At 60.4% G+C, this 23,820-nt stretch carries 26 protein-coding genes; 13 read left to right on the top strand and 13 right to left on the bottom strand.

The window, feature by feature from the left end; translation table 11 throughout:
• The first annotated feature begins 116 nt into the window (after nt 1-116).
• The 7 genes from EN853_RS19540 to EN853_RS34030 all read left to right on the top strand — a co-directional run bounded on the left by EN853_RS19540 (nt 117) and on the right by EN853_RS34030 (nt 8,530).
• Nucleotides 117-752: a plasmid partitioning protein RepB C-terminal domain-containing protein gene (locus EN853_RS19540; protein WP_245517122.1), complete on the top strand. Its 636-nt coding sequence runs from the start codon at nt 117-119 to the stop codon at nt 750-752.
• A gap of 864 nt (nt 753-1,616) precedes the next feature.
• Nucleotides 1,617-2,324 carry a 7-cyano-7-deazaguanine synthase QueC gene (gene queC / locus EN853_RS19535; RefSeq protein ID WP_127861176.1) on the top strand — a complete coding sequence of 236 codons (708 nt, stop codon included), beginning with the start codon at nt 1,617-1,619 and terminating at the stop codon, nt 2,322-2,324.
• Nucleotides 2,325-2,338: 14 nt separating this feature from the next.
• Entirely contained in the window at nt 2,339-2,695 is a 357-nt protein-coding gene (gene queD, locus EN853_RS19530) for a 6-carboxytetrahydropterin synthase QueD (RefSeq protein ID WP_127861177.1), read from the top strand.
• Nucleotides 2,692-3,423: a 7-carboxy-7-deazaguanine synthase QueE gene (queE, locus tag EN853_RS19525; protein ID WP_127861178.1), complete on the top strand. Its 732-nt coding sequence runs from the start codon at nt 2,692-2,694 to the stop codon at nt 3,421-3,423. Before queD ends, queE begins: the two co-directional genes overlap by 4 nt.
• Nucleotides 3,424-3,718: 295 nt before the next feature.
• Nucleotides 3,719-4,156 carry a CBS domain-containing protein gene (locus EN853_RS19520; RefSeq protein WP_127861179.1) on the top strand — a complete coding sequence of 146 codons (438 nt, stop codon included), beginning with the start codon at nt 3,719-3,721 and terminating at the stop codon, nt 4,154-4,156.
• A gap of 281 nt (nt 4,157-4,437) precedes the next feature.
• Nucleotides 4,438-8,235, top strand: a complete 3,798-nt coding sequence (gene metH / locus EN853_RS19515; protein WP_127861180.1) for a methionine synthase — start codon at nt 4,438-4,440, stop codon at nt 8,233-8,235.
• Nucleotides 8,236-8,383: 148 nt separating this feature from the next.
• Nucleotides 8,384-8,530, top strand: a complete 147-nt coding sequence (locus tag EN853_RS34030) for a hypothetical protein (protein WP_167524528.1) — start codon at nt 8,384-8,386, stop codon at nt 8,528-8,530.
• A gap of 567 nt (nt 8,531-9,097) precedes the next feature.
• Here EN853_RS34030 and EN853_RS19510 read toward each other — a convergent pair.
• Nucleotides 9,098-9,352 carry a hypothetical protein gene (locus EN853_RS19510; protein ID WP_127861181.1) on the bottom strand — a complete coding sequence of 85 codons (255 nt, stop codon included), beginning with the start codon at nt 9,350-9,352 and terminating at the stop codon, nt 9,098-9,100.
• Nucleotides 9,353-10,184: 832 nt separating this feature from the next.
• Here EN853_RS19510 and EN853_RS19505 point away from each other — a divergent pair.
• From EN853_RS19505 to EN853_RS34025, 3 genes are all read left to right on the top strand, one after another.
• A complete protein-coding gene (locus EN853_RS19505) occupies nt 10,185-10,637 on the top strand; it encodes a DUF4440 domain-containing protein (protein WP_127861182.1) in 453 nt (150 codons plus the stop codon).
• A 111-nt stretch (nt 10,638-10,748) separates the two neighbouring features.
• A complete protein-coding gene (locus EN853_RS19500; protein WP_127861183.1) occupies nt 10,749-11,108 on the top strand; it encodes a hypothetical protein in 360 nt (119 codons plus the stop codon).
• 78 nt (nt 11,109-11,186) lie between these two features.
• Nucleotides 11,187-11,726 (top strand): hypothetical protein, encoded by a 540-nt coding sequence (locus EN853_RS34025; RefSeq protein ID WP_348631589.1) that lies wholly within the window; start codon nt 11,187-11,189, stop codon nt 11,724-11,726.
• Nucleotides 11,727-12,004: 278 nt separating this feature from the next.
• Here the strand turns inward: EN853_RS34025 and EN853_RS19490 are convergent, their stop codons facing one another.
• Complete coding sequence (locus EN853_RS19490) at nt 12,005-12,379, bottom strand: hypothetical protein (RefSeq protein WP_128357049.1); 375 nt, start codon at nt 12,377-12,379, stop codon at nt 12,005-12,007.
• 501 nt (nt 12,380-12,880) lie between these two features.
• Between EN853_RS19490 and EN853_RS19485 the strand changes: the two genes are divergently transcribed.
• Genes EN853_RS19485 through EN853_RS19475 form a run of 3 tightly spaced genes read left to right on the top strand, consistent with a single transcriptional unit; the run spans nt 12,881 to nt 16,235 of the window.
• Nucleotides 12,881-14,476 carry a peptidase domain-containing ABC transporter gene (locus EN853_RS19485; RefSeq protein WP_127861186.1) on the top strand — a complete coding sequence of 532 codons (1,596 nt, stop codon included), beginning with the start codon at nt 12,881-12,883 and terminating at the stop codon, nt 14,474-14,476.
• Nucleotides 14,473-15,795, top strand: a complete 1,323-nt coding sequence (locus EN853_RS19480; protein WP_127861187.1) for an HlyD family type I secretion periplasmic adaptor subunit — start codon at nt 14,473-14,475, stop codon at nt 15,793-15,795. Before EN853_RS19485 ends, EN853_RS19480 begins: the two co-directional genes overlap by 4 nt.
• 41 nt (nt 15,796-15,836) lie before the next feature.
• Nucleotides 15,837-16,235 (top strand): toxin-activating lysine-acyltransferase, encoded by a 399-nt coding sequence (locus EN853_RS19475; RefSeq protein ID WP_245517121.1) that lies wholly within the window; start codon nt 15,837-15,839, stop codon nt 16,233-16,235.
• A gap of 985 nt (nt 16,236-17,220) precedes the next feature.
• On the opposite strand, the gene EN853_RS19470 is transcribed toward EN853_RS19475, so the two are convergent.
• The 11 genes from EN853_RS19470 to EN853_RS19420 form a co-directional block, all read right to left on the bottom strand.
• Entirely contained in the window at nt 17,221-17,871 is a 651-nt protein-coding gene (locus EN853_RS19470) for an FAD-binding oxidoreductase (RefSeq protein ID WP_127861189.1), read from the bottom strand.
• On the bottom strand, nt 17,846-18,397 hold the full coding sequence (locus EN853_RS19465) for an FAD-dependent oxidoreductase (RefSeq protein WP_127861190.1): 552 nt from the start codon (nt 18,395-18,397) through the stop codon (nt 17,846-17,848). The genes EN853_RS19470 and EN853_RS19465 overlap by 26 nt, the downstream gene beginning before the upstream one ends.
• Nucleotides 18,398-18,611: 214 nt before the next feature.
• Nucleotides 18,612-18,839 (bottom strand): GDCCVxC domain-containing (seleno)protein, encoded by a 228-nt coding sequence (locus EN853_RS34645; RefSeq protein WP_127861191.1) that lies wholly within the window; start codon nt 18,837-18,839, stop codon nt 18,612-18,614.
• The gene (locus EN853_RS19455; RefSeq protein WP_127861192.1) at nt 18,836-19,117 is read right to left on the bottom strand and encodes a heavy-metal-associated domain-containing protein; all 282 of its coding nucleotides are present in this window, start codon (nt 19,115-19,117) and stop codon (nt 18,836-18,838) included. The genes EN853_RS34645 and EN853_RS19455 overlap by 4 nt, the downstream gene beginning before the upstream one ends.
• A gap of 9 nt (nt 19,118-19,126) precedes the next feature.
• Nucleotides 19,127-19,498 carry a mercuric transporter MerT family protein gene (locus EN853_RS19450; RefSeq protein ID WP_127861193.1) on the bottom strand — a complete coding sequence of 124 codons (372 nt, stop codon included), beginning with the start codon at nt 19,496-19,498 and terminating at the stop codon, nt 19,127-19,129.
• Nucleotides 19,495-20,151: an NrsF family protein gene (locus EN853_RS19445; RefSeq protein WP_127861194.1), complete on the bottom strand. Its 657-nt coding sequence runs from the start codon at nt 20,149-20,151 to the stop codon at nt 19,495-19,497. The genes EN853_RS19450 and EN853_RS19445 overlap by 4 nt, the downstream gene beginning before the upstream one ends.
• Nucleotides 20,148-20,753 (bottom strand): sigma-70 family RNA polymerase sigma factor, encoded by a 606-nt coding sequence (locus EN853_RS19440; RefSeq protein ID WP_127861195.1) that lies wholly within the window; start codon nt 20,751-20,753, stop codon nt 20,148-20,150. The genes EN853_RS19445 and EN853_RS19440 overlap by 4 nt, the downstream gene beginning before the upstream one ends.
• Nucleotides 20,750-21,229, bottom strand: coding sequence for a DoxX family protein (locus EN853_RS19435; RefSeq protein WP_245517128.1), 480 nt, complete (start codon nt 21,227-21,229; stop codon nt 20,750-20,752). The genes EN853_RS19440 and EN853_RS19435 overlap by 4 nt, the downstream gene beginning before the upstream one ends.
• On the bottom strand, nt 21,229-22,023 hold the full coding sequence (locus EN853_RS19430) for a DNA-binding domain-containing protein (protein ID WP_127861197.1): 795 nt from the start codon (nt 22,021-22,023) through the stop codon (nt 21,229-21,231). The genes EN853_RS19435 and EN853_RS19430 overlap by 1 nt, the downstream gene beginning before the upstream one ends.
• On the bottom strand, nt 22,007-22,870 hold the full coding sequence (locus tag EN853_RS19425; RefSeq protein WP_127861198.1) for a DUF692 domain-containing protein: 864 nt from the start codon (nt 22,868-22,870) through the stop codon (nt 22,007-22,009). The genes EN853_RS19430 and EN853_RS19425 overlap by 17 nt, the downstream gene beginning before the upstream one ends.
• Before the next feature lie 69 nt (nt 22,871-22,939).
• Nucleotides 22,940-23,272 carry a DUF2282 domain-containing protein gene (locus EN853_RS19420; RefSeq protein WP_127861199.1) on the bottom strand — a complete coding sequence of 111 codons (333 nt, stop codon included), beginning with the start codon at nt 23,270-23,272 and terminating at the stop codon, nt 22,940-22,942.
• Nucleotides 23,273-23,820 lie beyond the last annotated feature (548 nt).

The raw sequence follows: 23,820 nt of genomic DNA, 5'->3' as shown, positions 1-23,820 counted from the left end.
CTGATCAGCCAGGGTCAAAGGAGAAGCTCTTCGCGCCTAAGCTCCTGGCAGCCTATCAAGCGCCATGCAGGCGCAAGCGCGATTTCATAAGAGAAGCAGTCGAAGCAGAACAGCGCTTGGGCCGTCTGGTCGAAGCGCTTCGCCTGATAATGAGTGACAAAATGTTTCAGTCGTTGCTGGTGTCCGAGGGGCTTGCCACCATGCCAAAATCCTTGGCCCAGAGGTTGCAAGGCACGACGTTCGAACCGGAAGCAGCAACGCATGCCAGCGAGCCCCCTCCTGGTAGGAACGCAGGCCGTCAACCTGTCAGCGGGATTTGCCCGAACGTCCTCGATTTCCTCCAAGACTGCCCTGTGAGGGTGAAAATCTTCGGCTTGCTGCGGCATGTGCTCCCGGCCAGGCAATTGGAAATTGCCCGGTTGATGGTTGCCATGGAGCGGGTCACATTCACGTACGCAAAGATCCTTGTCGCCTTTACGCCGCGTCCGCTGCTGGTCGAGGGATTCTATCCGGCGATGATTGCCAACGTGTCTGAAGACCAACTGCGCGCGATGACGCCTGAGCTTGGCGGGCTAAGCAGTGAGTTTTTGAGCGCTGCGGAGCGACGTGGCTCCGTGAGCCTGGAACTGTTGGCGGCCGGCCGCTATTTGGACCGGCTGATGGATAATTCCAGGGTGGTGCGGTATCTGGCTCATAATTTTCCCGGCCATTTTGAAGAGTTTCACAACTTGTCGGTGCCGGCCCTCCGATAAGTGCTGTGCATGCCGTCGGTCGACCCTCGTGGTGGGATAAGGTGACGGTCTGCTCCGACCGTGCGAGTCCATTGGATGGCGGACCAGGTACGTCGCGCCAAGGGCGCGACGTAACGCGACCTTAAGGGTAAGTGCTTGTTTTTGTTGTAGGCCGTTACCGGTCGCTTGCATTCATGGGTCAGGTCCAAGACAGGCGTGCGGGTCCTTCGCATTGCCATTCCATGGCGGTGCAGGAAGATTTCCACAGCCAGACTCGCCCGAACCCGAACCTATAGAAAAGGGCGTCCCGTTCGCCCGTAATTGGGTGTTCGGAGAGTGATACCGTCAATATAGCGCTACGCTGCGTTCGTCTGGGAAACACTGCGAGGTCTGCAGCTTCAAAGCCGGTCCCCGCAACCACTTTCATCATAACTCACTCACCGTTCCGGTCTAACCGCCGGGACGGCATTGGCCCATCTGAGGAACAGCACAACGGCCGAGCGACGGAGCAGGTCCGGCGGTCCGGCTGCGGGCAGGTGTGATTGGATCCATCGAGAATGACAGGTGGACATTAGCAGCTCTCGATAAAGTAACCAGAGACGCCCCTCGCGCGCGCTCATTCAGCTAAAGAGCGAGGACGGCAGATCAACATCGAAGAGAAAATCGCCACTTAACGGCGTCTTTCGGCTGGCCACGGCCATGTTGACATCGGCACAAGACAGGCTATCTGTGCGCCGGAAGGCAGATGGAGCGATAGTTCGGCTGGGCCGTTCGCTCGTTCGATTCATCTGCCGGATAGCGCCCTTGCCGGCGTGACCCGCAGAACGCCTATCGGCGCGTTAGCCGATCCGGTCGCAGCCTACCCGGTTAAAACAAGGAACCCTCGTGAGAACCATCGTTATCTGTTCCGGCGGATTGGACTCCGTCACACTCGCCCACAAAGTCGCCGCCGAAAGAACCCTCATCCGCCTCTTGTCGTTCGACTACGGCCAACGCCACAAAAAGGAGCTGGATTACGCGCGGAGGTGCGCCATGCGCCTCGGCGTGCCCCACGACGACGTCGATATCACCGCGGTCGGACGCCTCCTGTCCGGATCGGCGCTGACCGGCGGCGGACCGGTCCCTGAGGGGCATTATGCGGAAGACACCATGCGGGTCACCGTAGTGCCTAACCGCAACGCCATCATGCTCGCGATCGCCTTCGGCGTGGCCGCGGCGGAACAGGCCGATGCTGTAGCGGCCGCGGTCCACGGCGGCGACCATTTTATATACCCGGACTGCCGCCCGGCTTTCGTGGAAGCGTTCGAGACAATGCAGCGCCACGCGCTGGAGGGGCTGGCGAAGATCGCCTTCTACACACCGTTCTTGCAGCTCAGCAAAGCCGACATCGTGCGCGAAGGCGTGCGTCTTGACGTCCCCTTTGCCGAAACCTGGTCGTGTTACCAGGGCGGATCTCTTCATTGCGGTCGCTGCGGCACCTGCGTCGAGCGGCGCGAGGCCTTTCACCTTGCCGGCCAAGACGATCCAACGCCTTACGAGGACCCGGACTACTGGATCGAGGCGTGCCGGCAGCACCAGGCAAGACAACGGTGAGAGGGCGCGCTGCCATGTACATCATCGCCAAGCGGTTTGCGTTCTCGGCCTCGCACGTGATCGGCGGCCTGCCCGAGGAGCATCCTTGCGCCCGGCTCCACGGCCACAACTACGAAGTTGAGGTTGTGCTGCAAGCGGCCGAACTCGATCCAGTCGGCTTTGTCCGCGATTATCGTGAACTTTCGCCACTCAAAGAGTTTATCGACGAAAACCTCGACCATCGTCACCTCAACGAGGTCCTCGGGCACGACCGGACAACCAGCGAGGTCATCGCCAAGTGGATCTACGACTGGTGCAACGCGCGCTGGCCGGAAGTTGCGGCCGTCCGCGTCAGTGAGACCCCAAAAACCTGGGCCGAATACCGTCCATGAAGGGGCGCATTCGCATCAGTGAAATCTTCGGTCCGACGATCCAGGGCGAGGGTCCGTTGATCGGACGCCCGACCGTGTTCGTGCGCACCGGTGGTTGCGACTATCGCTGCCGTTGGTGCGATACGCTCTATGCGGTGCTGCCCGAATTCCGAGATGAATGGACATTGATGACGCCTGCCGAGATCCTGGCGCAGGTCGAGGATCTGGCTGGCTCCGTGCCGATGCTCGTATCGCTGTCGGGCGGCAATCCGGCTCTTCAGCCTCTGGCGCCGCTCATCGCGCTCGGGCACCGGAAGGGGTACACCTTCGCCTTGGAAACCCAAGGCAGCGTGCCGCAGCCTTGGTTTGCCGCGCTCGAATGGCTGATGCTCAGCCCGAAGCCGCCGTCTTCGGGGATGGCAACGGATTGGCAGGCCCTTGACGAATGCGTCGCGGCGGGGGCCAGCGGACCGCGATGCGTCGTCAAGGTGGCAGTGTTTGACGACGACGACTATGCCTATGCCCGGCTCGTGGCGAACCGCTATCCGGCCCTGCCGGTTTACCTTCAAGTCGGAAATCCTGCCTCGTTGATGACTCTTGCAGGCCCGGGCAGGGAGGAGGCCGACATCGACGATTTGATGCGGCGCTTCAGCTGGCTTGTCGACAAGGTCGCGGCGGATCGCTGGTTCACGGCGACGGTCCTGCCGCAATTGCACGTGCTGGCCTGGGGTAACAGACGCGGCGTCTGACGGATTCACCGCAAATGCTGCCGGCGCGAACTACGGCCGGCTTCATCGCCCTCGCCGATCCGCATCATGCTCAGTGTCCGTCCGGAAAGGGGGGTGCGTGACCTGGGCTGGCGTTATTCCGAGAGGGTTTCGAAGCCTTTCTGAATGTGCTGGCCAGACCGGATCGTTCGGGCGCATAGTTATGTCCGGGAACTCGCGGGCGGTACTGTCCGCAGCAATGCCATTGTGCCCGGTCCCGTCTTTATGCTGCATCCGTCCGCAATCCCGATGGGACCAGGCCAACATGGAGGCTGCCATGCTGGTAAAGGAAGCGATGACGGGCGAAGTGCGTTGGTACTCCCCCGATACGCCCGTACAGGAAGTCGCGCGCGTTATGCGTGATGAAGGTATCGGTTGCGTGCCGATCGGCGAGAACGATCGGCTCGTTGGCATGGTCACGGATCGCGACATCACTTGCCGCGGCGTGGCCGCGGGCGAACGCCTCGATGCGTTGACGTGCCGCGCGGTGATGTCGCCCGGCATATTCTTCTGTTTCGAGGACCAGACCCTGGAGCAGGCGCTTGGGCAAATGCAGGAGCGCCAGGTGCATCACCTTCCAGTGCTCAACCGGCAGAAGCGGATGACCGGCCTCATCTCGCTGGGTGATATCGCCCTGAACGGCGAAAGTTCGATCTTCGCGCCGCTTGCCAAGATCGCCGCACGCGACGCTGAACGGCACGTGCAGGCCGCCTGAGGTTTTCAGGGACGCCTGCCTCAAATAGACGGGGCGGCATAGCTGGAGCCAGGCATGCCGCCCCAATGTCAATCGGCCTGGGGACTCCACGCCGATCCGCACAATAGGCCACTGCAATCACAGTAGCGGGTGGGTAATGCGCCTGTTCACTACGCGGTTGGTTTGACGCTTGCCAGGTCATGACCTGAGAGCCTTTCGGTCTAACAATCGCATGTTGACATAAAGATGTCTTTATGTGATTGATACCAATCATGTCGCATCGAGAACGAAGAGCGGCGCTAATGTCCTCAGTCGATGAACTCTTCGGACCGGTAGCAGCTAGGCCGGACGGTTCTGCGATCCTTGCCGCCCTCCAGGCTGCGGCACGCGAGCGTATCCTGATCCTCGACGGCGCGATGGGTACGCAGATCCAGGGTCTGGGCTTCCAGGAGGATCATTTCCGTGGGGACCGGTTCGTCGGCTGCGCTTGCCATCAGCAGGGCAACAACGATCTGCTCATACTGACTCAGCCAAGGGCCATCGAGGACATTCACTACGCCTACGCCAAGGCTGGTGCGGACATCATCGAGACAAACACCTTCTCCTCCACGCGTATCGCGCAGGCCGACTACGGCATGGAAGAGATGGTCTATGAGCTCAATCGCGACGGTGCGCGGCTGGCGCGCCGTGCGGCGATCCGCGCACAGCAGGAGGATGGCAAGCGCCGCTTCGTCGCTGGTGCACTCGGGCCGACCAACCGGACCGCCTCGATCTCGCCGGATGTCAACAATCCCGGCTTTCGCGCCATCACCTTCGATGACCTGCGCCTTGGCTATGGCGAGCAGTTGCGTGGGCTGGTCGACGGCGGCGTCGACATCATCCTGATCGAGACGATCTTCGACACGCTCAATGCCAAGGCGGCGATCTTTGCTGCGCAGGAGTTCTTCGCCGAAAAGGGCATCTGGCTCCCGGTGATGATCTCGGGCACAATCACCGACCTTTCCGGTCGCACGCTGTCCGGCCAGACGCCAACCGCCTTCTGGCATTCGGTGCGCCATGCCAAGCCATTCACGATCGGACTGAACTGCGCGCTCGGCGCCGCTGCGATGCGTCCGCATCTGGCCGAGCTTTCAGGCGTTGCCGACACCTTGATCTGCGCCTATCCGAACGCCGGCCTGCCGAACGCCTTCGGCCGGTATGACGAGAGCCCGGATGTCATGGCTGCGCAGGTCGAGCAATTTGCGCGCGAAGGCCTCGTCAATGTCGTCGGCGGCTGCTGCGGCTCAACGCCGGAGCACATCCGCGCCATCACCGATGCGGTGGGCAGGCATGGCCCGCGCGCAATAGCTGAGCGCAAGCCGCTGATGCAGCTTTCCGGCTTGGAGCCGTTCACGCTGACCAAGGATATTCCCTTCGTGAATGTCGGCGAGCGCACCAATGTCACGGGCTCGGCGAAGTTCAGGAAACTGATCACCGCCGGCGACTACGCCGCCGCGCTCGACGTTGCGCGCGACCAGGTGGCGAATGGCGCGCAGGTCATCGACGTCAACATGGACGAGGGCCTGATCGACTCGAAGAAGGCGATGGTCGAGTACCTGAACCTCATCGCCGCCGAGCCGGACATCGCCCGTGTGCCCGTCATGATCGACAGTTCCAAATGGGAGGTGATCGAGGCAGGCCTCAAATGTGTGCAGGGCAAGCCGATCGTCAATTCGATTTCCATGAAGGAAGGCGAGGAGGCTTTCCTGCACCACGCCAAACTCTGCCGCATGTATGGCGCGGCGGTGGTCGTGATGGCATTCGACGAGCAAGGCCAGGCGGACACCAAGGCACGCAAGGTCGAGATCTGCACGCGTGCCCACAGGCTGCTTACGGAACAGGCCGGCTTTGCGCCCGAGGACATCATCTTCGATCCTAACGTCTTTGCGGTGGCCACCGGCATCGAGGAGCATGACAATTACGGCGCCAACTTCATCGAGGCGACCGGCGAGATCACCTCGAAGCTGCCGCATGTGCATATTTCCGGCGGCGTATCCAACCTCTCCTTCTCGTTCCGCGGCAACGAGCCGGTGCGCGAGGCCATGCATGCGGTGTTTCTCTACCATGCCATCCAGCGCGGCATGGACATGGGCATCGTCAATGCCGGCCAGCTCGCCGTCTACGACACGATCGAGTCGGAGCTGCGCGAGGCCTGCGAGGACGTCGTCCTCAACCGCAAACCGAAGGCCGGCGGCACAGCGACAGAGCGCATGCTGGAGATCGCCGAGCGCTTCAAGGGAACGGCCGGCAAGGAAGCCAAGGAACGCGACCTCGCCTGGCGCGACCGCACCGTCGAGCAGCGCATCAGCCATGCGCTGGTCAACGGCATCACCGAGTTCATCGACGCCGACACCGACGAGGCTCGCTTGCAGGCGGAACGACCGCTGCATGTCATTGAAGGCCCATTGATGGCGGGCATGAATGTCGTGGGCGACCTCTTCGGGGCCGGAAAGATGTTCCTGCCGCAGGTGGTGAAATCCGCGCGCGTCATGAAACAGGCCGTGGCAGGCCTGCTGCCGCACATGGAGGCGGAGAAGCTGGCCAACGCCGCCAACGGCATCGACAATGGCGAGCGCAAGACCGCCGGCAAGATCCTGATGGCGACGGTCAAGGGCGACGTCCACGACATCGGCAAGAACATTGTCGGCGTCGTTCTCGCCTGCAACAACTACGAGATCATCGATCTCGGCGTCATGGTTCCGGCGACGAAGATCCTGCAGACGGCGAAAGACGAGAAGGTCGACGTCATCGGCCTGTCGGGCCTCATCACGCCCTCGCTCGACGAGATGGTGCATGTGGCATCGGAGATGGAACGCGAAGGTTTCGAAATCCCGCTGCTGATCGGCGGGGCGACCACCAGCCGCATTCATACGGCGGTCAAAATCCACCCGAGCTACGCCAGAGGCCAGACCGTCCATGTCAACGACGCCAGCCGTGCGGTCGGCGTGGTGTCGGCCTTGCTGTCGAAGGACGCGAAGGACGGTTATATCGAGACCGTGCGCTCCGAGTACAGGAAGGTGACGGAAGCGCATCACCGTTCGGAAGCCGACAAGCTGCGGCTGCCTCTGGCCAAGGCCCGCGCCAATGCCCACAAGATCGATTGGGTGGACTACGAGCCTCCGGCGCCGTCGTTCCTGGGCGCGAAGGTCTTCGAGACCTGGGACCTGGCGGAGCTTGCCCGATACATCGACTGGACGCCGTTCTTCCAGACCTGGGAGCTGAAAGGCCGCTATCCGAAGGTCCTCGAGGACGAGAAACAGGGGCCGGCGGCCAGGCAGCTCTTCGAAGACGCCCAAGCGATGCTGAAGAAGATCGTCGACGAGAAATGGTTCGCACCAAGAGCGGTGATCGGCTTCTGGCCGGCCAATGCGGTCGGCGACGACATCAGGCTCTTCACCGACAATGGTCGTGCGCGAGAACTCGCGACGTTTTTCACGCTGCGCCAGCAGCTCTCCAAGCGTGAAGGTAAGCCGAATGTCGCGCTCTCGGACTTTGTCGCACCGGTCGAGAGCGGCAAGGCGGACTATCTCGGCGGGTTCGTCGTGACAGCGGGCGTCGAGGAAGGGGCGATCGCCGAACGCTTCGAGCGGGCCAACGACGACTACAGTTCCATCCTGGTCAAGGCGCTGGCGGACCGCTTCGCCGAAGCCTTTGCGGAGTGCCTGCACGAGAAGGTGCGCAAGGAGTTCTGGGGTTATGCGCCTGGCGAGAACCTGTCCCCGGATGACCTGATTGGCGAACCATATCAGGGTATCCGCCCAGCGCCGGGGTATCCCGCGCAGCCCGATCACACCGAAAAGGTTACGCTGTTCCGGCTGCTCGGTGCCGGACGCAACGCCGGTGTCAGCCTGACGGAGAGCATGGCGATGTGGCCGGGCTCATCCGTCTCGGGACTCTATCTATCGCATCCGGAAAGCTATTATTTCGGCGTCGCCAAGGTCGAGCGCGACCAGGTCGAGGACTATGCCGCACGCAAGCGCATGGATGTGGCCGAAGTGGAGCGCTGGCTCGGGCCGATCCTCAACTACATCCCCACTGCCTTTTCGAAAGCAGCTGAATAGCCGAACCGCGGAGTCACATGCCCGGCGTCAATGGCTGGGCGCATGGCCCACCAAAGTTAACGCGCTATTTCGTTCTTCAGCAGAGGAGAGCGAAAATGAGTTCAGATCAAAACAGGACACACACGAATTCGTGGTCATGGATGTTCAGTTGTCCGACAACGATGCCGACGATGGCATAGCGCTCATGCTCACGGATGCCCGTGGCGGCCGGGTACGGCTGCATCTAAATGGTGACATGGCCGAGTTGCTGCGCGAGAGGGTCGCATTTGCGCTCGACAGGAACATGGGACCGTAGCGCAGGCTATGGCCGCGCCCTGCGATTGGCCGCCTTTGCCGGGGCTGGTTGCATCGTAGGCCTGGCACTAGGCGGCGAGGCCCCGCCCGGTCGACTTCGCTGGATCACAACCCGATCATGCAGATAGCGGGAGCCGCTTCGATGCTGCAGCTTCTCCGAGGTTATGCTCTCGGAGGGCGGTAGTATTCGAAGGCCTCCTGAATTGCCTCAACCGCGCGTCTTTCCTGATCGGATGAGGCTGGTTTCGCCGACTTGAAGCCTATTTGGCTCGGCAATCCACGCTCTCGCGATACGACGAGAAAGTTGATATCCGGTAGCCCCTTGGAAATCTCCTCGCGGCTGATCTCATCCAGGACCGGCTTCCAGTATCCCATGTTCGGGACGCCGACCCCGCGACCCAACTCCGCATATGTGATCGTTAGGCCTCTGGCCGCGCGCCTAGTTACCTCTGCGCGAATTGCATCCTTTCGGTCCGCGAATGGTACTTTGACTGACATAGTATGCTCGCCTGACAAAGCTAAGCTCCGACCCGGTTCCGCTAACCTTCAACGTTCGAGTGGCAGATAGTTATGTCATTCTCCGAACGACCCAGAGCGACCGCCCCGCATGAGCGATTCCGGACACGAGTCGAAGGCGAGGGTCATCCTTGAGCCGCTCAGCCTCAGCCACATCAAGAAGCAGGACCTGCTGATCGGTCTCGTTTGCATTCGGCGTAATCCACCAGCGCCGATCCTCGCAGCAAACCCCGGCTTCCGGATGCTCTTGCAGGTACTCGATCGCGTATTCGGCGTCCACTTTTCGCGGTCCGGCGTCGACGGACATTTGCTATTTTCCTCCTCCGTCTGCGATCGCTCAGGGACTATATTTGATTACGGCGCCTGTTGCAGTAAGAACCATTTCGCTGCTGCCGTTGGCACGGACGGCTCGATGCAGCAGTGCTTAGCGACGTAGGGGTTCACGAAAAGAATTCGTCGTCTTCCTCGCGGTGAACTCCCATGGCTTGGGAAACCGATCGGACGAAAAGTTTGCTCACCGTCAGGCACGCGCGGCGCCAGCCTAACCGCCTGCGCGGGATACACAGGGAAACTTGAAGGGGGAGCCGTTCGCTTCGCGGTAGAACACCATCTCGGATTCTCGCCTGTCCGATGCACTGAGGGATGCCATCGCAGCGGCGAGGCTCGGGACCCAGCCAACTCCGTCCTGTCGGCCGTAAAAAGCTCCTCGCATGCGAAGACATAGGTGACGGTGCCGGCAAAGATGCCGCCCCATCGGTCGCGCCGGTGCTCCTCGCGTTTGCATTGAATATTAGTAAATGCTAAACAAAAGGCTGCGGTCGCATCGCCCAGCGCAAAGTCCGAAGGGCCATTTGGCATGTCCGCGAAGGGTGCTGTAGGTGTGGCGACTGCGACTACCGTTTGGGGCACCTTCGGTGCAGGTGGTCAGCACGCTACGACGCGCAGGGCTGGCAAGCGTGATGGCCGCGGCTGCAGCCCGTCACGGCGAAGCGGACACCGGGAATGCGCCGGGATGCCTGCCAGCACTGTGACGCCGCGAGCAGATGGACGTCATGATCTCGCGGCCGGGCGACCACCAGAAAGTCTGTGTGATAACCTCAAACGAGGAATAACTAGAGACCGGAACACGGGAGGATGAAATGACTTTCAAGCATTGTCTGCTGGTCGTCGCTGTCACGTCGCTCTGCCTCGGATCCGCCCAGGCCCAGTCTGCGAAAGAAGCCATTGAAGCGGCCAATGCCGAGTTCGTGAAGGCGTACAACAGTAAGGATGCGGCCGGCGTCGCATCGAAGTACGCGGATGATGCGGCCGCATTCCCGCCAGATATGGCGCGAGTCGGCGGCCGCCAAAATATCCAAAAGCTATGGCAGGGCGCGATCGATATGGGCATATCGGAGCTCACGCTCACCACGCTTGAGGTCCAGGAAAGCGGAGATTTTGCATACGAGTCCGGGACTTTCTCCCTCAAGGCACCGGGCAAGGATTCGAAGCTGGTGGATGCCGCCGGGAAGTATGTGGTGGTCTGGAAGAAGGGGCAGGACGGCAGCTGGAAGCTCTACCGGGACATATGGAACTCCGATCCGGGGAAATGAAGGTTAGCATTGGATGTCGGGCGTCTTATGATCACAATCATAGACCCTTGCCAATTTCGTGGAGTTCATTTGCAACTCGGTACCTAAGCGGGTCACTTGCCGGAGGAGCACATGGCGAAACTCAGCGTCGATCAATATCTGGCGGCGGCGGCTGCGCGACTTGCCCATCTGACGCAGACATATGCGATCACTTTTTTCGCCAGTATCGCGACCATGTTCGCGATACTGGCGTACGCGCCATCAGCGGGACTAGCCGCCAGGTTCGCGCTCGCGACGATTGTGGTCGCAATCACAGTTTATGGGGTCTTGGCAGCCAAGGCCGCCATGGATGACTTAAAGGCGATGCTGGATGATGCAGTCGACGACTTCTCGGGCAGCCGCTTCGGCGCTCACCTGAAGCAGATACCTACGGCGCTGTTCATCGGAGTAAGCGTCATCCTCATGCTTGCGATAGGGGCGACGCAGCTGTGAGCGATCATTTCGGCCTGACTGGGGCTGATCTTCAGCTGTTTTCATCTTCGTCCTCTTTGGCGCGCCAATCGTCCATTGATGATTATGTGCATTTCGAAAATGCTGCCGGAAAGGTGGCGTGGCCATGCCCGCTCGCATCTAGGAGAACTGGACGCCGGTATCGATGACGTCCGAGAGAGCATGGTTGTTTGGCGTGGGCAGGGCGTCGTATTTCATACCCCTGAGAAAACATGCGCGCTTTGTGATCTACTCCTCCGGGCCGGTCGCATCGAAGAGGCATCGCAAATGCTTGATGATGTCGACACGCTCGTTTTCGATACGGACGAAGCGTCCTACCTGGCAGAATGCATCCGGCTTCGTGGCCAGATCGCCGCGGACAGAGGTGACCTGGCGGGTGCCACACACCTATTCGAAACGGCGATTGCTACTGCCCGTCGGCAGCAAGCGAGACTCTTCGAGCTTCGCGCCACAACGCACCTAGCACCAGTTCTGGCACGGCAAGGTCGTGTCAATGACGCCGAGACGCGCCTACGATCCGTGATCGACGCGATTGAAACCAGATATCCGGTCGTCGACCTCATCGCAGCGCAAAGGGCGCTAGACTTGCTGGGCCAATGAGTTTCGCAGCCCTGCGTTGGGGATCCGACGACCAGTGTCGATTGGAATTGTAACTGCTCATTGTCCGAGGGAGATTCCGACAGGCGATTGTGCGCGAGGCGTCTAGTTTGCTTGGGCCTCTGGAAGCTTTTCGAACTTTCTGTCTTGCGCCTCCAGCCGAATTGCGTGTGCTTATGAAAGAAATCGGGGTATCGGAACACGCAGCGGGATAGTATTGATCAATGCACTGGCTCAGGAAACTAAATGGTCCCTGGCAGTGTCATCGCAGTGATATCCACTTAGGCGTTGCGTTCGTTCGTCTTGCTAGGCAGCTTGATGATGTAGTTAACATCGTCGAAATGTTCGATCGTATAATGCGCGTCGGCATCGTATTTTTCGCCATCCGCGTTGAATTCAACAGCGAAGAATTTGCGACCGCTGTCAAATGAAGAGATTACCGAATCAGCTAGGAAGGATACAGGCGATCTAGATAGCTTGTAGCCTACGGTCTCTCCTTCCATAATTTTTCCATCAGCGTCCTTGTAAGCTATCACCCAGATAAACCTTGGCATGAACTGAAGCTCAGAATAACTGGCGACGTCCGGCTCGATATAGCGCTGCTTGATAAATTCTTCGGCCTCTGGGGTAAGCGTGATGTTCCTTACTAGCTTCATTTCACACCGAGCCTCGCAGTCTAAGGAGTGCCAAACCTTGGACTGGTTGGATGACTTTCTTTCAGCGGCGGTAGCTGCCGCCGATTCCTTTTGGCGCCGGCGCAGTCGGATCACAGTTCCCAGAGCCACCCGACTTCGAGATTGTGAAGCCTCCCACAGGCGTCGAATAGTGGCAATCGGTCCCTAGTTTCCCATTGTCAACGCCTACTGTCACACCGGCGAGCGTACCGGAATATCCGTAATCAGATGACCGCGGACTCTGTGATCCGCTGTTTCCACTCCTGCTTCCCATAAACCCACACCTCCTGATCATTGTTGGTTGCAACTAAAAGTAATGCTTGCACAAAGTGCATCCGTATCATTAGTCATTGCCTTCTGGTTGTCAATTTCACTTATACAGCTTTAGAGAGTACTAATTTGAAGCGACTTGCATCGCGACCCGCTCGGCTCTCGTGGTTCACTCAATCGACAATCAAATATACGCCTCTGACAATCGAGCTCATGGTCATCGCAATCGTTTTGCGCCTGCTAGGACTCGTGCAACCCTTCGCGTTTCAGACAATAATCGACCGCGTACTACCTTTCCAACGCGGATCAACGCTGAGCTTGATCGTCGTAGTTCTTATGGTCGCAACGCTTTTTTCTGCCTGTCTGGATGCTCTTTCGACCTTTCTCGGTAACAATGTTGGGAATCGACTGACGGCGGAGCTCGGTCGGCGCATCTATCATCACGTTTTGAATCTGCCGCTTGGCTACTTACAGAGATGGCAGGTCGGCGAAACCCTGACCCGCATTGGTGAGATCGACACGGTCAGAGCCTTTCTCACCAGCACCGTGTCGGGGGTCATTCTGGATGTGCTTTTCGCGCTTGTGTACGTCTTCGCACTGCTGTCGATCAGCCCGTTTCTCACTATCATCGTACTGATCATGCTGCCGCTGCAGATCATCGCGTTTGCGCTAACCGGCCCGTTTCTGCGGAATCGCATGCAGGAGTCGTTTCTTGCAAGCTCTCGCCATCAATCGAGGCTGGTCGAGGCCTTTGGCAACGCCGTCACAGTAAAGGCGCTCGCATGCGAAGACGTGCACGTCGCCCGCTTCCAGCAGACGTTGAATGCATCTCTGCTTTCGGGGTTTCTGGTCGTAAAGCTCGATATCCTGAACAGGTTCATCGGCGAGCTTCTTGGTAACGGCTCGGTCATCCTGATCATCTTGTTCGGCTCGCAGCTGGTATTTCAGAGCCAAATCACGCTCGGCGAGCTGATCGCCTTCCATTTACTCGCCGAGAAGGTCTCGGGGCCAATCCTGTCCCTCTCCACGGTATGGGAACGATGGCAAGGCCTCAGGATTGCTCGCCTGCGTCTCGGCGATTTCCTGAATATACCCGCCGAGTTGGATACAGCGCGGCCACGCTTGCGGATCAGAGGGCCGTTGCATCTGCGCGTGACCGCGCTGTCGTTCGGCTATGTCCCAGATCAGCTAATCATCAACGACATGACACTCGACTTCGGGCCCGACACGCCGACAATCATCGTTGGCGACTCCGGATGCGGCAAGTCCACGCTGGCCAAGCTTATGTCCGGGCTCTACGCGCCTGATGCCGGACGCATTGAAGCGAACGGACAGGACCTGGCGGTGTACGACCCGCAAAGCGTCAGGCAGACGATCGCCTATCTTCCCCAGGAGCCGGTACTCTTTTCAGGGTCCATCCTAGACAATTTGCTCATGGCGAAGCCGAATGCCACAGAAGACGAAATCCGAAAGTCTCTGGCGGACAGCGCAAGTGAACTTTTTATCGAGCAACTGGCCGACGGCATCCACACAGATGTGGGGGAGCGCGGGGGATATCTTTCGGGTGGCCAGCGCCAACGCATCGCACTGGCGCGCTTGCTGCTGTGCGATCCGAAGGTTCTCATCCTGGACGAACCGACCAGCGCTCTCGATGCGCAGTCGGCCGCTATCGTAATCGAATCCTTGAAGCGTCTGGCCACCGAAAAAACGTTGATCGTGGTCACCCATGATCCTGTCCTGCTTGGTAAAGACGTCCGAATCGTCGACCTAAGCGAACCTGCCCAGTACCGGCAACGGGCCGCCGAATGAGAGACCCGATCGAAAAGCCGATATCGCCGACGATCCATCTGACCGTTCTCGTTCTTTTCATCCTGTTCACTGCGATCGTCGTCGGCAGCTACCTGGCAAAAACAGAAATCGTTGCGCGCGGCCAGGGCAAGGTTATCCCTGCGAAGCGTGTTCAGGTCATTCAGCCTCAGGTCGACGGCAAGATCGCCGAAATTCTGGTGAGCGAAGGGCAGTCCGTCAAAGCCGGCGACACTCTGGCCGTTTTGAACAAGACTGCGGCCGAAACCGAAATCGATCGGATCTCGGCAACCATCGAACGCCAGAAGTTGCAGGCGTCGGTTGCGCGATCGATCATTGAGCCACTCGTTGCCGGCGATCCCGGTGATGTAGGGTTTGTCAAGGCGGGTCTGGCGGCCTTCGATCATGTCAGCGCCGGCATCAAAGAGAAGCCCGCCTCGGATGCGCTGGTGGCCTCGGTGCTCATAGCGCTTCGGGATCAGGTGGCACTGTCCGATGCGCAGCGTGCACGGATCGCGGGAAGCCAGAGCGTTCAACGGGCCAAGCTCGAACAGACGCTTGCAGCCCAGGATATTGTCTCTCAAAGGTTCATGTCAGCCGACAGGTTGCGAAGACAGGGAACGATCAGCGAATTCGACTATCTCGATCGCCTGCGTGAACGCCGATCGATCGACGGCGACGTCCTGATTGCCCAGCGCGAACTCGACGAACTCGCACGCGAGAGCGCGGCGGCGAGCAAGCAGCGGGCGAGCGTCATCTCCAGCGCGTTGTCCACCTATCAACAGCAGTTGAGCGACGCCGAGAACGCGCTCCACAGTCTTGAAGCGGACCTGCGCGCTGCCCAAAGCCGGCTTGGAGATCTTACCCTGACAGCGCCGGTGAGCGGTCGAGTGGACAATCTTTTGGTGTTCACCGTCGGTGGCTTTGTCGAGGCAGGATCGACGATGATGTCAATCGTTCCTGCTGACGACGCGATCGAGATTGAGGCCTTCTTCGATAACCGTGACGTCGGGTTCCTGCAAAGCGGCCAGCCTGCGTTCATCAAGTTTGACGCATTCCCGGCCGAACGTTTCGGCATTGTGCATGGTCGTGTGACGAGCGTGGGGGCGGATGCACGAGGCAATGTGGAGCCCGGGAAGTGGGTCTATGCCGCTCGGCTTCAGCTGCAGCAACGGGGAATTCACGACACTCCGCAGCACGAAATCCGCTTTGCCCCTGGCATGACCGCGACCGTCGACGTGATCATCGGGGAGCGCCGGCTGATCAGCTACTTTTTCGAGCCCATTCTCAAGTCAATTCAGGATAGCTTCGGCGAACGCTGACGATGAGCACAGATCGGATTGGATACTTTGAAGTGCTTGGCATGGTCACCGCCCTGGCGATGGCGTCCAACTACCGAAATTGGCACGTCGCAGACATAGTGCACAACATCGTTCCGGCCCTGCGGGTTGGGCAAGGTAAAATTTTTCTGGATGATCAGCGGCGGCCGACTGCCTTCGTGACGTGGGCGCTTGTCGATGATGAATGCCACAACAATTTACGGTGTCACGGACAGAACCCGCCCGATGATCGGTGGTGCTCGGGTTCGCACCTTTGGTTCATCGACATCCTGGCGCCATTCAACAATGTGCGGAGCATCATTCGCGACATTCAGTACCAGCAATTCCCTGATGTCAGATGTGCCTACTCGATCCGGCGCGATGCCGCGGGCGGGATTAGAAGGGTGAATGTGTGGAAGAGCATTTCCGCCGCCACCAAATAAGGCTGCGCGGCGGCCGGGGAAAACGCAAACGTCGCAAAATCAAAACGCGCGGTCCCCCCAGGGGCAGGGGTCACAAGTTCGAAACTGACGGGGTGGGTCACTTAAGGGGACAGCAAGAAGAATTTCTGGAGGACGACCAGGAGGTGGCTCTTGCCAAGGACTTCCTGACGGCCGCCCACTATACGGGTGATCCCACTCGACTCGTTCCCGTACGGCGGCGCCGTCAATGCCGTTCTGCTGCGGCCAGCAGTGCGTCACGTTCCAAGCCCGGCTTGCGCGAACGCGACGCGTGCGACAATGCGCAGGTCTATGCGCGCTTCTAATTTCGGCCATAGCAACAAGATGAGCCCGGCTTGCTTTTGGGGTGTGATTGAGGCTTGCAAGCCGGGCTATGCACCGACTGATGGGCGGGGGGCTTGGGGTTTATCAGCCGCGCGAGCGCAAACTGTCCGATTTGCTCGCAAGTCCGCAATCGACGGAGGTCCACCCTACCGACGGCATTGGTCTGAATAATGAAAAGATATAACCCCCTATTCCGTTGGGGTAGCGGCCCGAGCGGGATGATGTGATCCACGGCGGTTCCTTAGTCCAGGGAACACTGCGCCGGCGGCTCGGTAACCCCATCGTCCGGCGCGGCCGCGTACCTTCTTCGCCTCCGACCGCGGCCGCTGATCGCTTCGCCGAGGCTCGGCTTAAGCGCCTTGAACAGAGCGTTCACGCACGGTAACAGACTAAGAATTTCGTAAGGAATTTCAGAGGGCTGGCCCAGCGTCGATTTAACCCGCCTTTAAGGCTAAGTGCCTGTTTTTACTGGTCACCGTTACTGAACGCTTCCACCGGTGGCGGGGCGCTGGGTAGCTTTTTGCCGGCAGCACGAACTTTTGCTCCGACACAGGGAAGGGGCAAAATGGCGTTCCCTTTTGGAACTACGCCGCCGGCCGCACGACCGTCGCCTGGGCGGCTCAATCACCGGTTGGAAGCCTGATCAACGGCTGGAAAACGACCCGTGAAAGCGTTTCCCGGAGAAAACGTCTAGCGCTGGCGGCCTTTCACCGCTGACGATCCATTCAGCGAGATATTTAGCGAAGCCAAGGGCGATCGCGAAGCCATGGCCCGTCCAGGCAAATCCATAGATGGTGTTGTGCAAGGCTGCGGGGGTATCGACAATGGGGATGCCGTCGACCGAACAAGTTTCGACGCGGGAGGCATCGACCTTCAGGAACGACGACTCGTCGATGAAGGGCAGGGTCGCGATGGCATCGGTCAAGCCGAGCGCTATCGAGCTCAACGATCCTTTCCAGCGCCCCTCAGGCGTATGGGCGACACTGTGGCCGCCCGAAAGCATCAAGGTCCCATCTGGAATCTGCTTCGCGGATAGCTTGCGATGGGCATGACCTAGAAGATGATTGATCCTTTTGCCGTTCGGGTTGGTGACGAACATCATTTGCGGCATCTGCGTGGTGACGGGCATGATTTCCTGTGGCCGGAGAACGGGCTTCAGCAAGGCCAGCACACCCTTGTTGGCGAGAAGAACGAGCTTTTCGCCGACAGGCAAGACTTCGCCGCTCGCCAGCCTCACCCCCGTTGCTCTCTCATTGGTGTGGAGGATTTCAACGACGCGCGCGCCGGTGCGCAAGGTTGCCCCGGCCTTTGCGTGCCTGCCCGGCGAATGCCTGCGTGGCGAAGGTCTGGTCGCATACCCCGTCATCCGGGCAATAGACCGAACCGATCAGATCGCCAGCCAACTCAGGCTCGCGCTCCAGCGTTTCATCGCGGTTCAGAAGCTGTGAAGGAATGCCGAGCACGTTCTGCACCATTGCCATCGCTTCTATGCTACCGCGCACTTCATGCTCGTGCGCGCCGTGCGGGATATTGAAGAGGTGAAGACCGCCGGTCCGGCGGTAGCCGACACCGCCCTCGAATTGTCGCTGATACTGCGCCCAGAGCGGAAAGCCGACGGTCGCCATCGGCAATTCGCGCAAGTCGCGGCCGTTGGCGCGCACGCCTCGTTCACCGGAACCGCCCGATGCGCCCGCAGCGATGTCGTCGGTCTCCAGCAACGTAACGGTCCTGCCGGCCTGCGCCAGTTCGTAGGCGAGGCTCACACCGTGGATACCGCCTCCGACGATCACGGTTTCGGAGGCGGTGGTCTGTATGGCCATGGTGTTGGTTACCTTCTCGGATACGTGGTGGTTGCGAATAGCGCGGGAAATGCAGCCGGCTCACTTCAGGCCGTTGCCGCCGGACAGGAATTGCCGAAAGCGATCCGACGGGGCGGCTTGTGAAAGAGATCGGGATATCAGGATACGCTGTGGAGCAAGCCTGATCTCCTACTCTTGGCGCCCGTCCGGCATCGCATGTATGGCGTTATAGATATCAGCAGCAATGATGCTGGCCCACGGCGCCGGACTGCCGCTCTCTCTGTTTCGGCGGGCAGGGATGATCCCCGTAAGAGCAGAATACGCAGCAATCTCCCGCCAGGGGCTTGAGCAGAGCCCTGCAGCTTTCGCATTCGTAGAAATGCTGGCAGGCATCGGTGGGCATTGTCTCGGTCCTGCGGTGGCCGCAGGCCGGACAGGTGATTGTGCTGGTGAGCTCGATCATTGCTCTTTCACCAATGCGGCCGCGTAGCCGGCGTTGGCGGAAGCTTCGGCGATCGCGGTGGCGCTCGTCTTGCCGTTGTCGAAGACCACCGTCGCGGTCCTAGCGTCGACATCGGTTGAAACGGAGACGATGCCGTCGAGGTGTCTGATTGCGGTCGCGACGGTGGCCGGGCAAAGCGGACATGTCATGTCGGGCACCGAAAATGTGGCGGTGTGCTGTCCTGCAGCGGCGGGCGCGGTGGCCAGGAGCGGGACAAGGACTGCAATGGCGATGCGCATGGGGATCTCCTACAGGTTGAGCTGTCCGAAGACATCGACAGCGGCGGCCGACGCTGTAATCAGGCTCGCGGCCAACAGGGCCCATCGTGTGGAACGGCGATAGATGGGGCTGGCGCAAAGGGAGCCTGGAAGGCAGGCGGCTTCGCTGCGGCGGTAGCGCCAGAATCCGAGACCAATGGAGACGGCTGCGAGCGTAAGGAAGTATGGCTGATAGGGTGCCAGCGCGGTGAGGTGCCCGATCCAGGCGCCGCTGATTCCCGCAATAGCGAAGGCGAGGGGAAGGATACAGCAGGCGGAGGCGAGGAAACCTGCCGAAAGTCCGCCAAGGGCGAGCGACAGGGCAACTCGCGATGTCATTGGGTTGGGCGAAGGTCCGATCATTCCGGCATCTCCGCGCGGTGCGACACGAACAGGTTAATGGCGCCGCCCGACAGCATTATCAACGATCCGGTGCCAAGATTGAACATCAGGATCTCGACGCTGGCGTCTAGCGGATGGAACAGGGTCAGCGCCGTCGCTGTAATTCCAGCCACGGAAAGGCTTGCAGCGAATATCACCGGCGCCGGGTTGAAACTGGCGGCGTGGCGAAGCATGAGGCCCAGGGCGAGTGACAAGGGCAGGCTGGTCAGCACCAAAGTGGCAATGCACGAAACCGTTTCGCCGGGAGACGCGCCGCCCGGAACCATCGGTGTCCAGAAGCTCAGGCACTGATAGCCGATCGAGAAAAGCCACAGGGCAAGCGCCGGAAAGGGCAGCCACAGCCAATGGCGTGAACGGCCGGGAAGGCTGACGAGGAATGCCGCGACTGCGGCAAGAACGCCAGTGAAAAGAGCCCCCGCAAGGCTCAAGACGAAGCGGATTTCCGCCAGGCGAACGAGCAGCCCCGGTCGCCAGCCATGCGCAGCAGCAATCATGGTGAGGATCAATGCAGCCAGGAGCAGGAAACCGGCGGCGCGCAACAACGGCGGACGAAGCCGCCTGACCGGCCTCAGGTTGGCGGTAAGCGCGGAGATGAGATCATCCGTGGGGGTCATGGCTCACTCCCGCCAGAGAAGAATCGCCGCAGGCGCTGGACGGCGCGGTGAGTTGCGACTTTGAGCGCCGCCACGCTCATCCCGCTCGCCGCCGAGGCTTCCTTCAGCGACAGTCCTTCGATCTTGGTAAGCAGCACGGCTTCACGCTGTCCGGGAGGGAGGCGGTCGAGGGCCGTGGCAATCTCATGGATATTCGTCATGTCCTCGAGGTTCGTGGGCTGGCCGGCAAAGGCTTCGTGCGCAAGTTCAAATTCCGTTTCGAAGGCCCGGCGGCGCCCTTGGCGGCGCAGGCGGTCGATCAGCCTGCGTCTGGCGATGGCCGTGAGCCAGGGAGCGAAGGGCCGCGCCGGATCGTAAGTTGCACGCGCCGCATGTAGGGTGAGCAGTATATCCTGTATCGCGTCCTCGACATCGCTGGGATTGCGGTGACAGCGCGCCGCGTGGGCGCGGAGGTAAGGCGTGATGCCCTCGAGGAGCCGCCGGTATGCATTGGCGTCACCGTCCTGAGCCCGAGCCATGAGGATCGACCAGTCCAGCTCTCGCACCTGCGGCAAGGGAGCAGCCGCACCCCGCACAAGTTTCAGCACCGGTTTGGTGGTCATTGCCGGTACGCCTCCGATGCAAATCGTAAGGCTATCAGCCGGTCGAGGGAAATGGGCCCGGCGCCCAGGGCCATGATGGAGATCGCCATGGCGGCCCAGGGTAGATGGAAGTTGGCCCAGCCCTCGGGCACCACAAGCTGGATGACGCCGGTCATGACGAGCATCGCCAAGGCGGCAAAGCGGGTGGCGAGGCCCAGGACCAGCAGCACCGGCAAAATGAGTTCGGCTGTTGCCACCAGATAGGCCACGGCATCGGGCATAGGGAAACCATACTCGGCACCGAAGATGTGCAACTTGAACTCCTCCTCGAACAGATAGGTGGTGCTGTCCGAGAGTTGCAGGAAGCCATCCCAGCGGGTGAGGCCGGAGCGGAAAAATGGTACCGCAAGTGCGGCTCTCAGAAACAGGGGCGCCACGGCCTTGGCGACCGAGGAAAGCCACCTCGTCAGTGTTTGGACCAGTTCCGGAGCTGGCATCATGACGGTTCGTTTCTGGCCTCGGGTGCGAGGCTCCAACCGATGAAAGCGCCGGCTTCAATCAGTCCGGCCAGCATCGTGCTGAGATCGAAGTGGACTGTGACCTCAAGTGCGGCGATAGCCGCGGCCACCACTGGCCTACCGGCCCCCAGGCTCCTGACAAGGGCCGCTGCGCCCATCGGGATTTGGTGCACACGAACTTCTGCGCTTGGGCGGATGATGAGGGCATCCTCGCAATCAGCTCCGATATCGACAGATGCGGGCTCGCCATCTGCAATGTTCATGCGCCAGATGGTGAGGGCGGGAAAGCGCGATTGCGTAACACGGAGCGAAGGATGGAGCGCCAGCCTGACCTGGGCGAGGCGGTCCTGATCGATGGCGAGGAGATCGGCGGCGGAAAGCGGCCCCGCGTCGGCCGCGTGATAGGCCTCGATCCAGGCACGCTCGATCCTCGCCACGTCGGCGAGATAAGGGAGAGTCGCCACAGGCTCGAACCCAGCAATGAAATCGGGGAAGCCCGCGCCGTAGCCCAGCATGATGGGGGACCGCGGCGGATGAGCTGTTACGAATAGCCCCGCCATGGCGCGGAAGAGTTCGTCGCCGACGATGCGATGAATCGCCGGGTAGTTTTCCTTCAGTGTCTCGATCAGACCCGCCACGACATTGTTGCGATAGACCGCAAAGCGGCGCGGACTTGGTAAGCCATCGGGTCCCACAAGGCCCGGCGGCGTGGCCCGAGCAGCATCAAGCAGGGCCATCGCGAAGTCCTGCTGCCGGTCAGCCAGTCCTTGCAAGGCGCACCTCCTGCGGTGTCGCGTGAGACTTCATATGCGCTTCGGCCCGCATGGCCTCGGCGTGTAGCTCGCCCCATGATGGCAAATCGGCATCCCATTCGATCAGCGTCGACGTGGGACCGAGTTTGCCGATCACGTAAGCATAGAGCTGCCAAACCAACGGGTCGACCGTCCGGTTGTGGGTATCGATAAGAAGCGGCCTCTGTTTCTCGTCGGTTTCCGGCGTGAAGCCGGCAAGATGTATCTCCTGCACGGCGCCGAGCGGGTAGGCATCGATATAGGCGAAAGGATCCCACTGCTGATTGGTCGAAGCGACGTGGACGTTGCTCACATCGAGCAGCAGACCGCAGCCGGTGCGCCGTTGCACCTCGGCGATGAACTCAGGCTCGGCATAGGTGCTTTCGGCGAAGGCCACATAGGTGGAAGGATTTTCCAGCAGCATCTGGCGGCCCAGTGTCTCCTGCACGTGGTCGATATGTGAGGCGATGCGCTGGAGCGTTTCCTTCGTGTAGGGCACTGGCAACAGATCGTTCAGAAACGCCTCGCCATGGCTCGACCATGCAAGGTGCTCGGAGAAAAGCCCCGGCTGGTAGCGGGCGATCAGGTCTTTCAGGCGCCTCAAATGGTCTTGGTCGAGGGGCCCGGCCGCACCGATCGACAGGCCGACGCCGTGCAACGACAGGGGATAAAGCTCGCGGATCGCTGCGAGGTAACGGTGCGGTGGCCCACCAGCCCCCATGTAGTTTTCGGCGTGGACCTCGAAAAAGCCGATATCCGGCGCGGTTTCCAGGATCTCGCGGTAGTGCTGCGGCTTAAGTCCGACGCCGGCGCGCGGAGGAATGTTCATGGTCGGGCTCCCGGAAAGGCAACGGGCGGGAGGCGGATGGCGCCGCCACCCGCCGGAGTTCCCTGAAAATCAGGTGATCGGCTTCAGCGAGCCGTGGCCACTGGGCGTGGTCATGGCGGTGCAGGTTCCCTTCTTCACCAGCTTGAAGGCATTGCCCTGGTAGTCCTTGGTGGCGGTGCCCGCGCAGGTGGTTCCCGCGCCCGCGTAGCAGTCGTTGTGGCCCTTCAGCGCCACGCCGAAGCATTTCTCCATCTTGCCGGAAGCGACCTCCTTCTTGGTCATCTCCCGCATCTTCATCATTTCTGCTTCGCTCATCGCGGCGGATGCGGAACCGATGGCTGCGGCGCCTATGGCTGCGGCAAAGGCACTGGCGACGGCAGCGGAAATCAGGCGGTTTGACATGGTTGTCCTCCAATGGGCGTTGTTGGTTGTCTTACAAACCCTTCTCCCGGCGACGCCGAAAGCCGCAGGGTTCCTCTAAAGGTTCGCGGCGGCGGCGGGGAGGTTACGGCGGGTCCGAACGCCAGGGTTCACGAATCTGTGTAGCACGGCGGCTGTGTTCGGAATGGTGCCTTCCTGGATGCTGCTGAGCCCCTCCGGCGCCGTCACCGACGTGCCACCGCAGTTCGAGGTCGAGCCGCATGTCCGGTGATGTCGAACTGCGAATGGAATCGCGGCGAAGTCCCCGCAAACTTCAGGCAACCATTTGATTTTCTTGCAGAAACGGCGGCAGCCGTAGCAACTGGGAAAGCTCAAGGGGCCAAGCTATCGACAGGGCATTGCCCTTCCCGAGAGATGGGTGACAGTTCATTCCGGATAGATGTGGACTGCACCCCTTCCGTGAGACAGTAATCAGTAACAGTTCTCCCTGCTGTGGATAGCGTTTGATGTCGTTTGGCGTAGTTGCATGAGATCGGTTTCGTATTCGTCCGGCGAGAGATAGTCGAGGG

This window comes from Mesorhizobium sp. M1C.F.Ca.ET.210.01.1.1 (assembly GCF_004791585.1).
In the GTDB taxonomy this organism is placed as follows: domain Bacteria; phylum Pseudomonadota; class Alphaproteobacteria; order Rhizobiales; family Rhizobiaceae; genus Mesorhizobium.
This window is presented reverse-complemented; position numbering and strand designations above follow the sequence as displayed.

What these genes read in the sequence shown, in the direction of transcription:
- EN853_RS19465 (WP_127861190.1), bottom strand. Translation starts at nt 18,397, where the DNA reads ATGGCCATACAGACCACCGCCTCCGAAACCGTGATCGTCGGAGGCGGT.
- EN853_RS19450 (WP_127861193.1), bottom strand. Translation starts at nt 19,498, where the DNA reads ATGATCGGACCTTCGCCCAACCCAATGACATCGCGAGTTGCCCTGTCG.
- EN853_RS19455 (WP_127861192.1), bottom strand. Translation starts at nt 19,117, where the DNA reads ATGCGCATCGCCATTGCAGTCCTTGTCCCGCTCCTGGCCACCGCGCCC.
- EN853_RS19420 (WP_127861199.1), bottom strand. Translation starts at nt 23,272, where the DNA reads ATGTCAAACCGCCTGATTTCCGCTGCCGTCGCCAGTGCCTTTGCCGCA.
- EN853_RS19520 (WP_127861179.1), top strand. Translation starts at nt 3,719, where the DNA reads ATGCTGGTAAAGGAAGCGATGACGGGCGAAGTGCGTTGGTACTCCCCC.
- EN853_RS19490 (WP_128357049.1), bottom strand. Translation starts at nt 12,379, where the DNA reads ATGAAGCTAGTAAGGAACATCACGCTTACCCCAGAGGCCGAAGAATTT.
- EN853_RS19485 (WP_127861186.1), top strand. Translation starts at nt 12,881, where the DNA reads ATGGTCATCGCAATCGTTTTGCGCCTGCTAGGACTCGTGCAACCCTTC.
- EN853_RS19505 (WP_127861182.1), top strand. Translation starts at nt 10,185, where the DNA reads ATGACTTTCAAGCATTGTCTGCTGGTCGTCGCTGTCACGTCGCTCTGC.
- metH (WP_127861180.1), top strand. Translation starts at nt 4,438, where the DNA reads ATGTCCTCAGTCGATGAACTCTTCGGACCGGTAGCAGCTAGGCCGGAC.
- EN853_RS34025 (WP_348631589.1), top strand. Translation starts at nt 11,187, where the DNA reads ATGATTATGTGCATTTCGAAAATGCTGCCGGAAAGGTGGCGTGGCCAT.
- EN853_RS19435 (WP_245517128.1), bottom strand. Translation starts at nt 21,229, where the DNA reads ATGCCAGCTCCGGAACTGGTCCAAACACTGACGAGGTGGCTTTCCTCG.
- EN853_RS19445 (WP_127861194.1), bottom strand. Translation starts at nt 20,151, where the DNA reads ATGACCCCCACGGATGATCTCATCTCCGCGCTTACCGCCAACCTGAGG.
- EN853_RS19440 (WP_127861195.1), bottom strand. Translation starts at nt 20,753, where the DNA reads ATGACCACCAAACCGGTGCTGAAACTTGTGCGGGGTGCGGCTGCTCCC.
- EN853_RS19475 (WP_245517121.1), top strand. Translation starts at nt 15,837, where the DNA reads ATGGTCACCGCCCTGGCGATGGCGTCCAACTACCGAAATTGGCACGTC.
- queE (WP_127861178.1), top strand. Translation starts at nt 2,692, where the DNA reads ATGAAGGGGCGCATTCGCATCAGTGAAATCTTCGGTCCGACGATCCAG.
- queD (WP_127861177.1), top strand. Translation starts at nt 2,339, where the DNA reads ATGTACATCATCGCCAAGCGGTTTGCGTTCTCGGCCTCGCACGTGATC.
- EN853_RS19425 (WP_127861198.1), bottom strand. Translation starts at nt 22,870, where the DNA reads ATGAACATTCCTCCGCGCGCCGGCGTCGGACTTAAGCCGCAGCACTAC.
- EN853_RS19500 (WP_127861183.1), top strand. Translation starts at nt 10,749, where the DNA reads ATGGCGAAACTCAGCGTCGATCAATATCTGGCGGCGGCGGCTGCGCGA.
- EN853_RS19480 (WP_127861187.1), top strand. Translation starts at nt 14,473, where the DNA reads ATGAGAGACCCGATCGAAAAGCCGATATCGCCGACGATCCATCTGACC.
- EN853_RS19510 (WP_127861181.1), bottom strand. Translation starts at nt 9,352, where the DNA reads ATGTCCGTCGACGCCGGACCGCGAAAAGTGGACGCCGAATACGCGATC.
- EN853_RS34645 (WP_127861191.1), bottom strand. Translation starts at nt 18,839, where the DNA reads ATGATCGAGCTCACCAGCACAATCACCTGTCCGGCCTGCGGCCACCGC.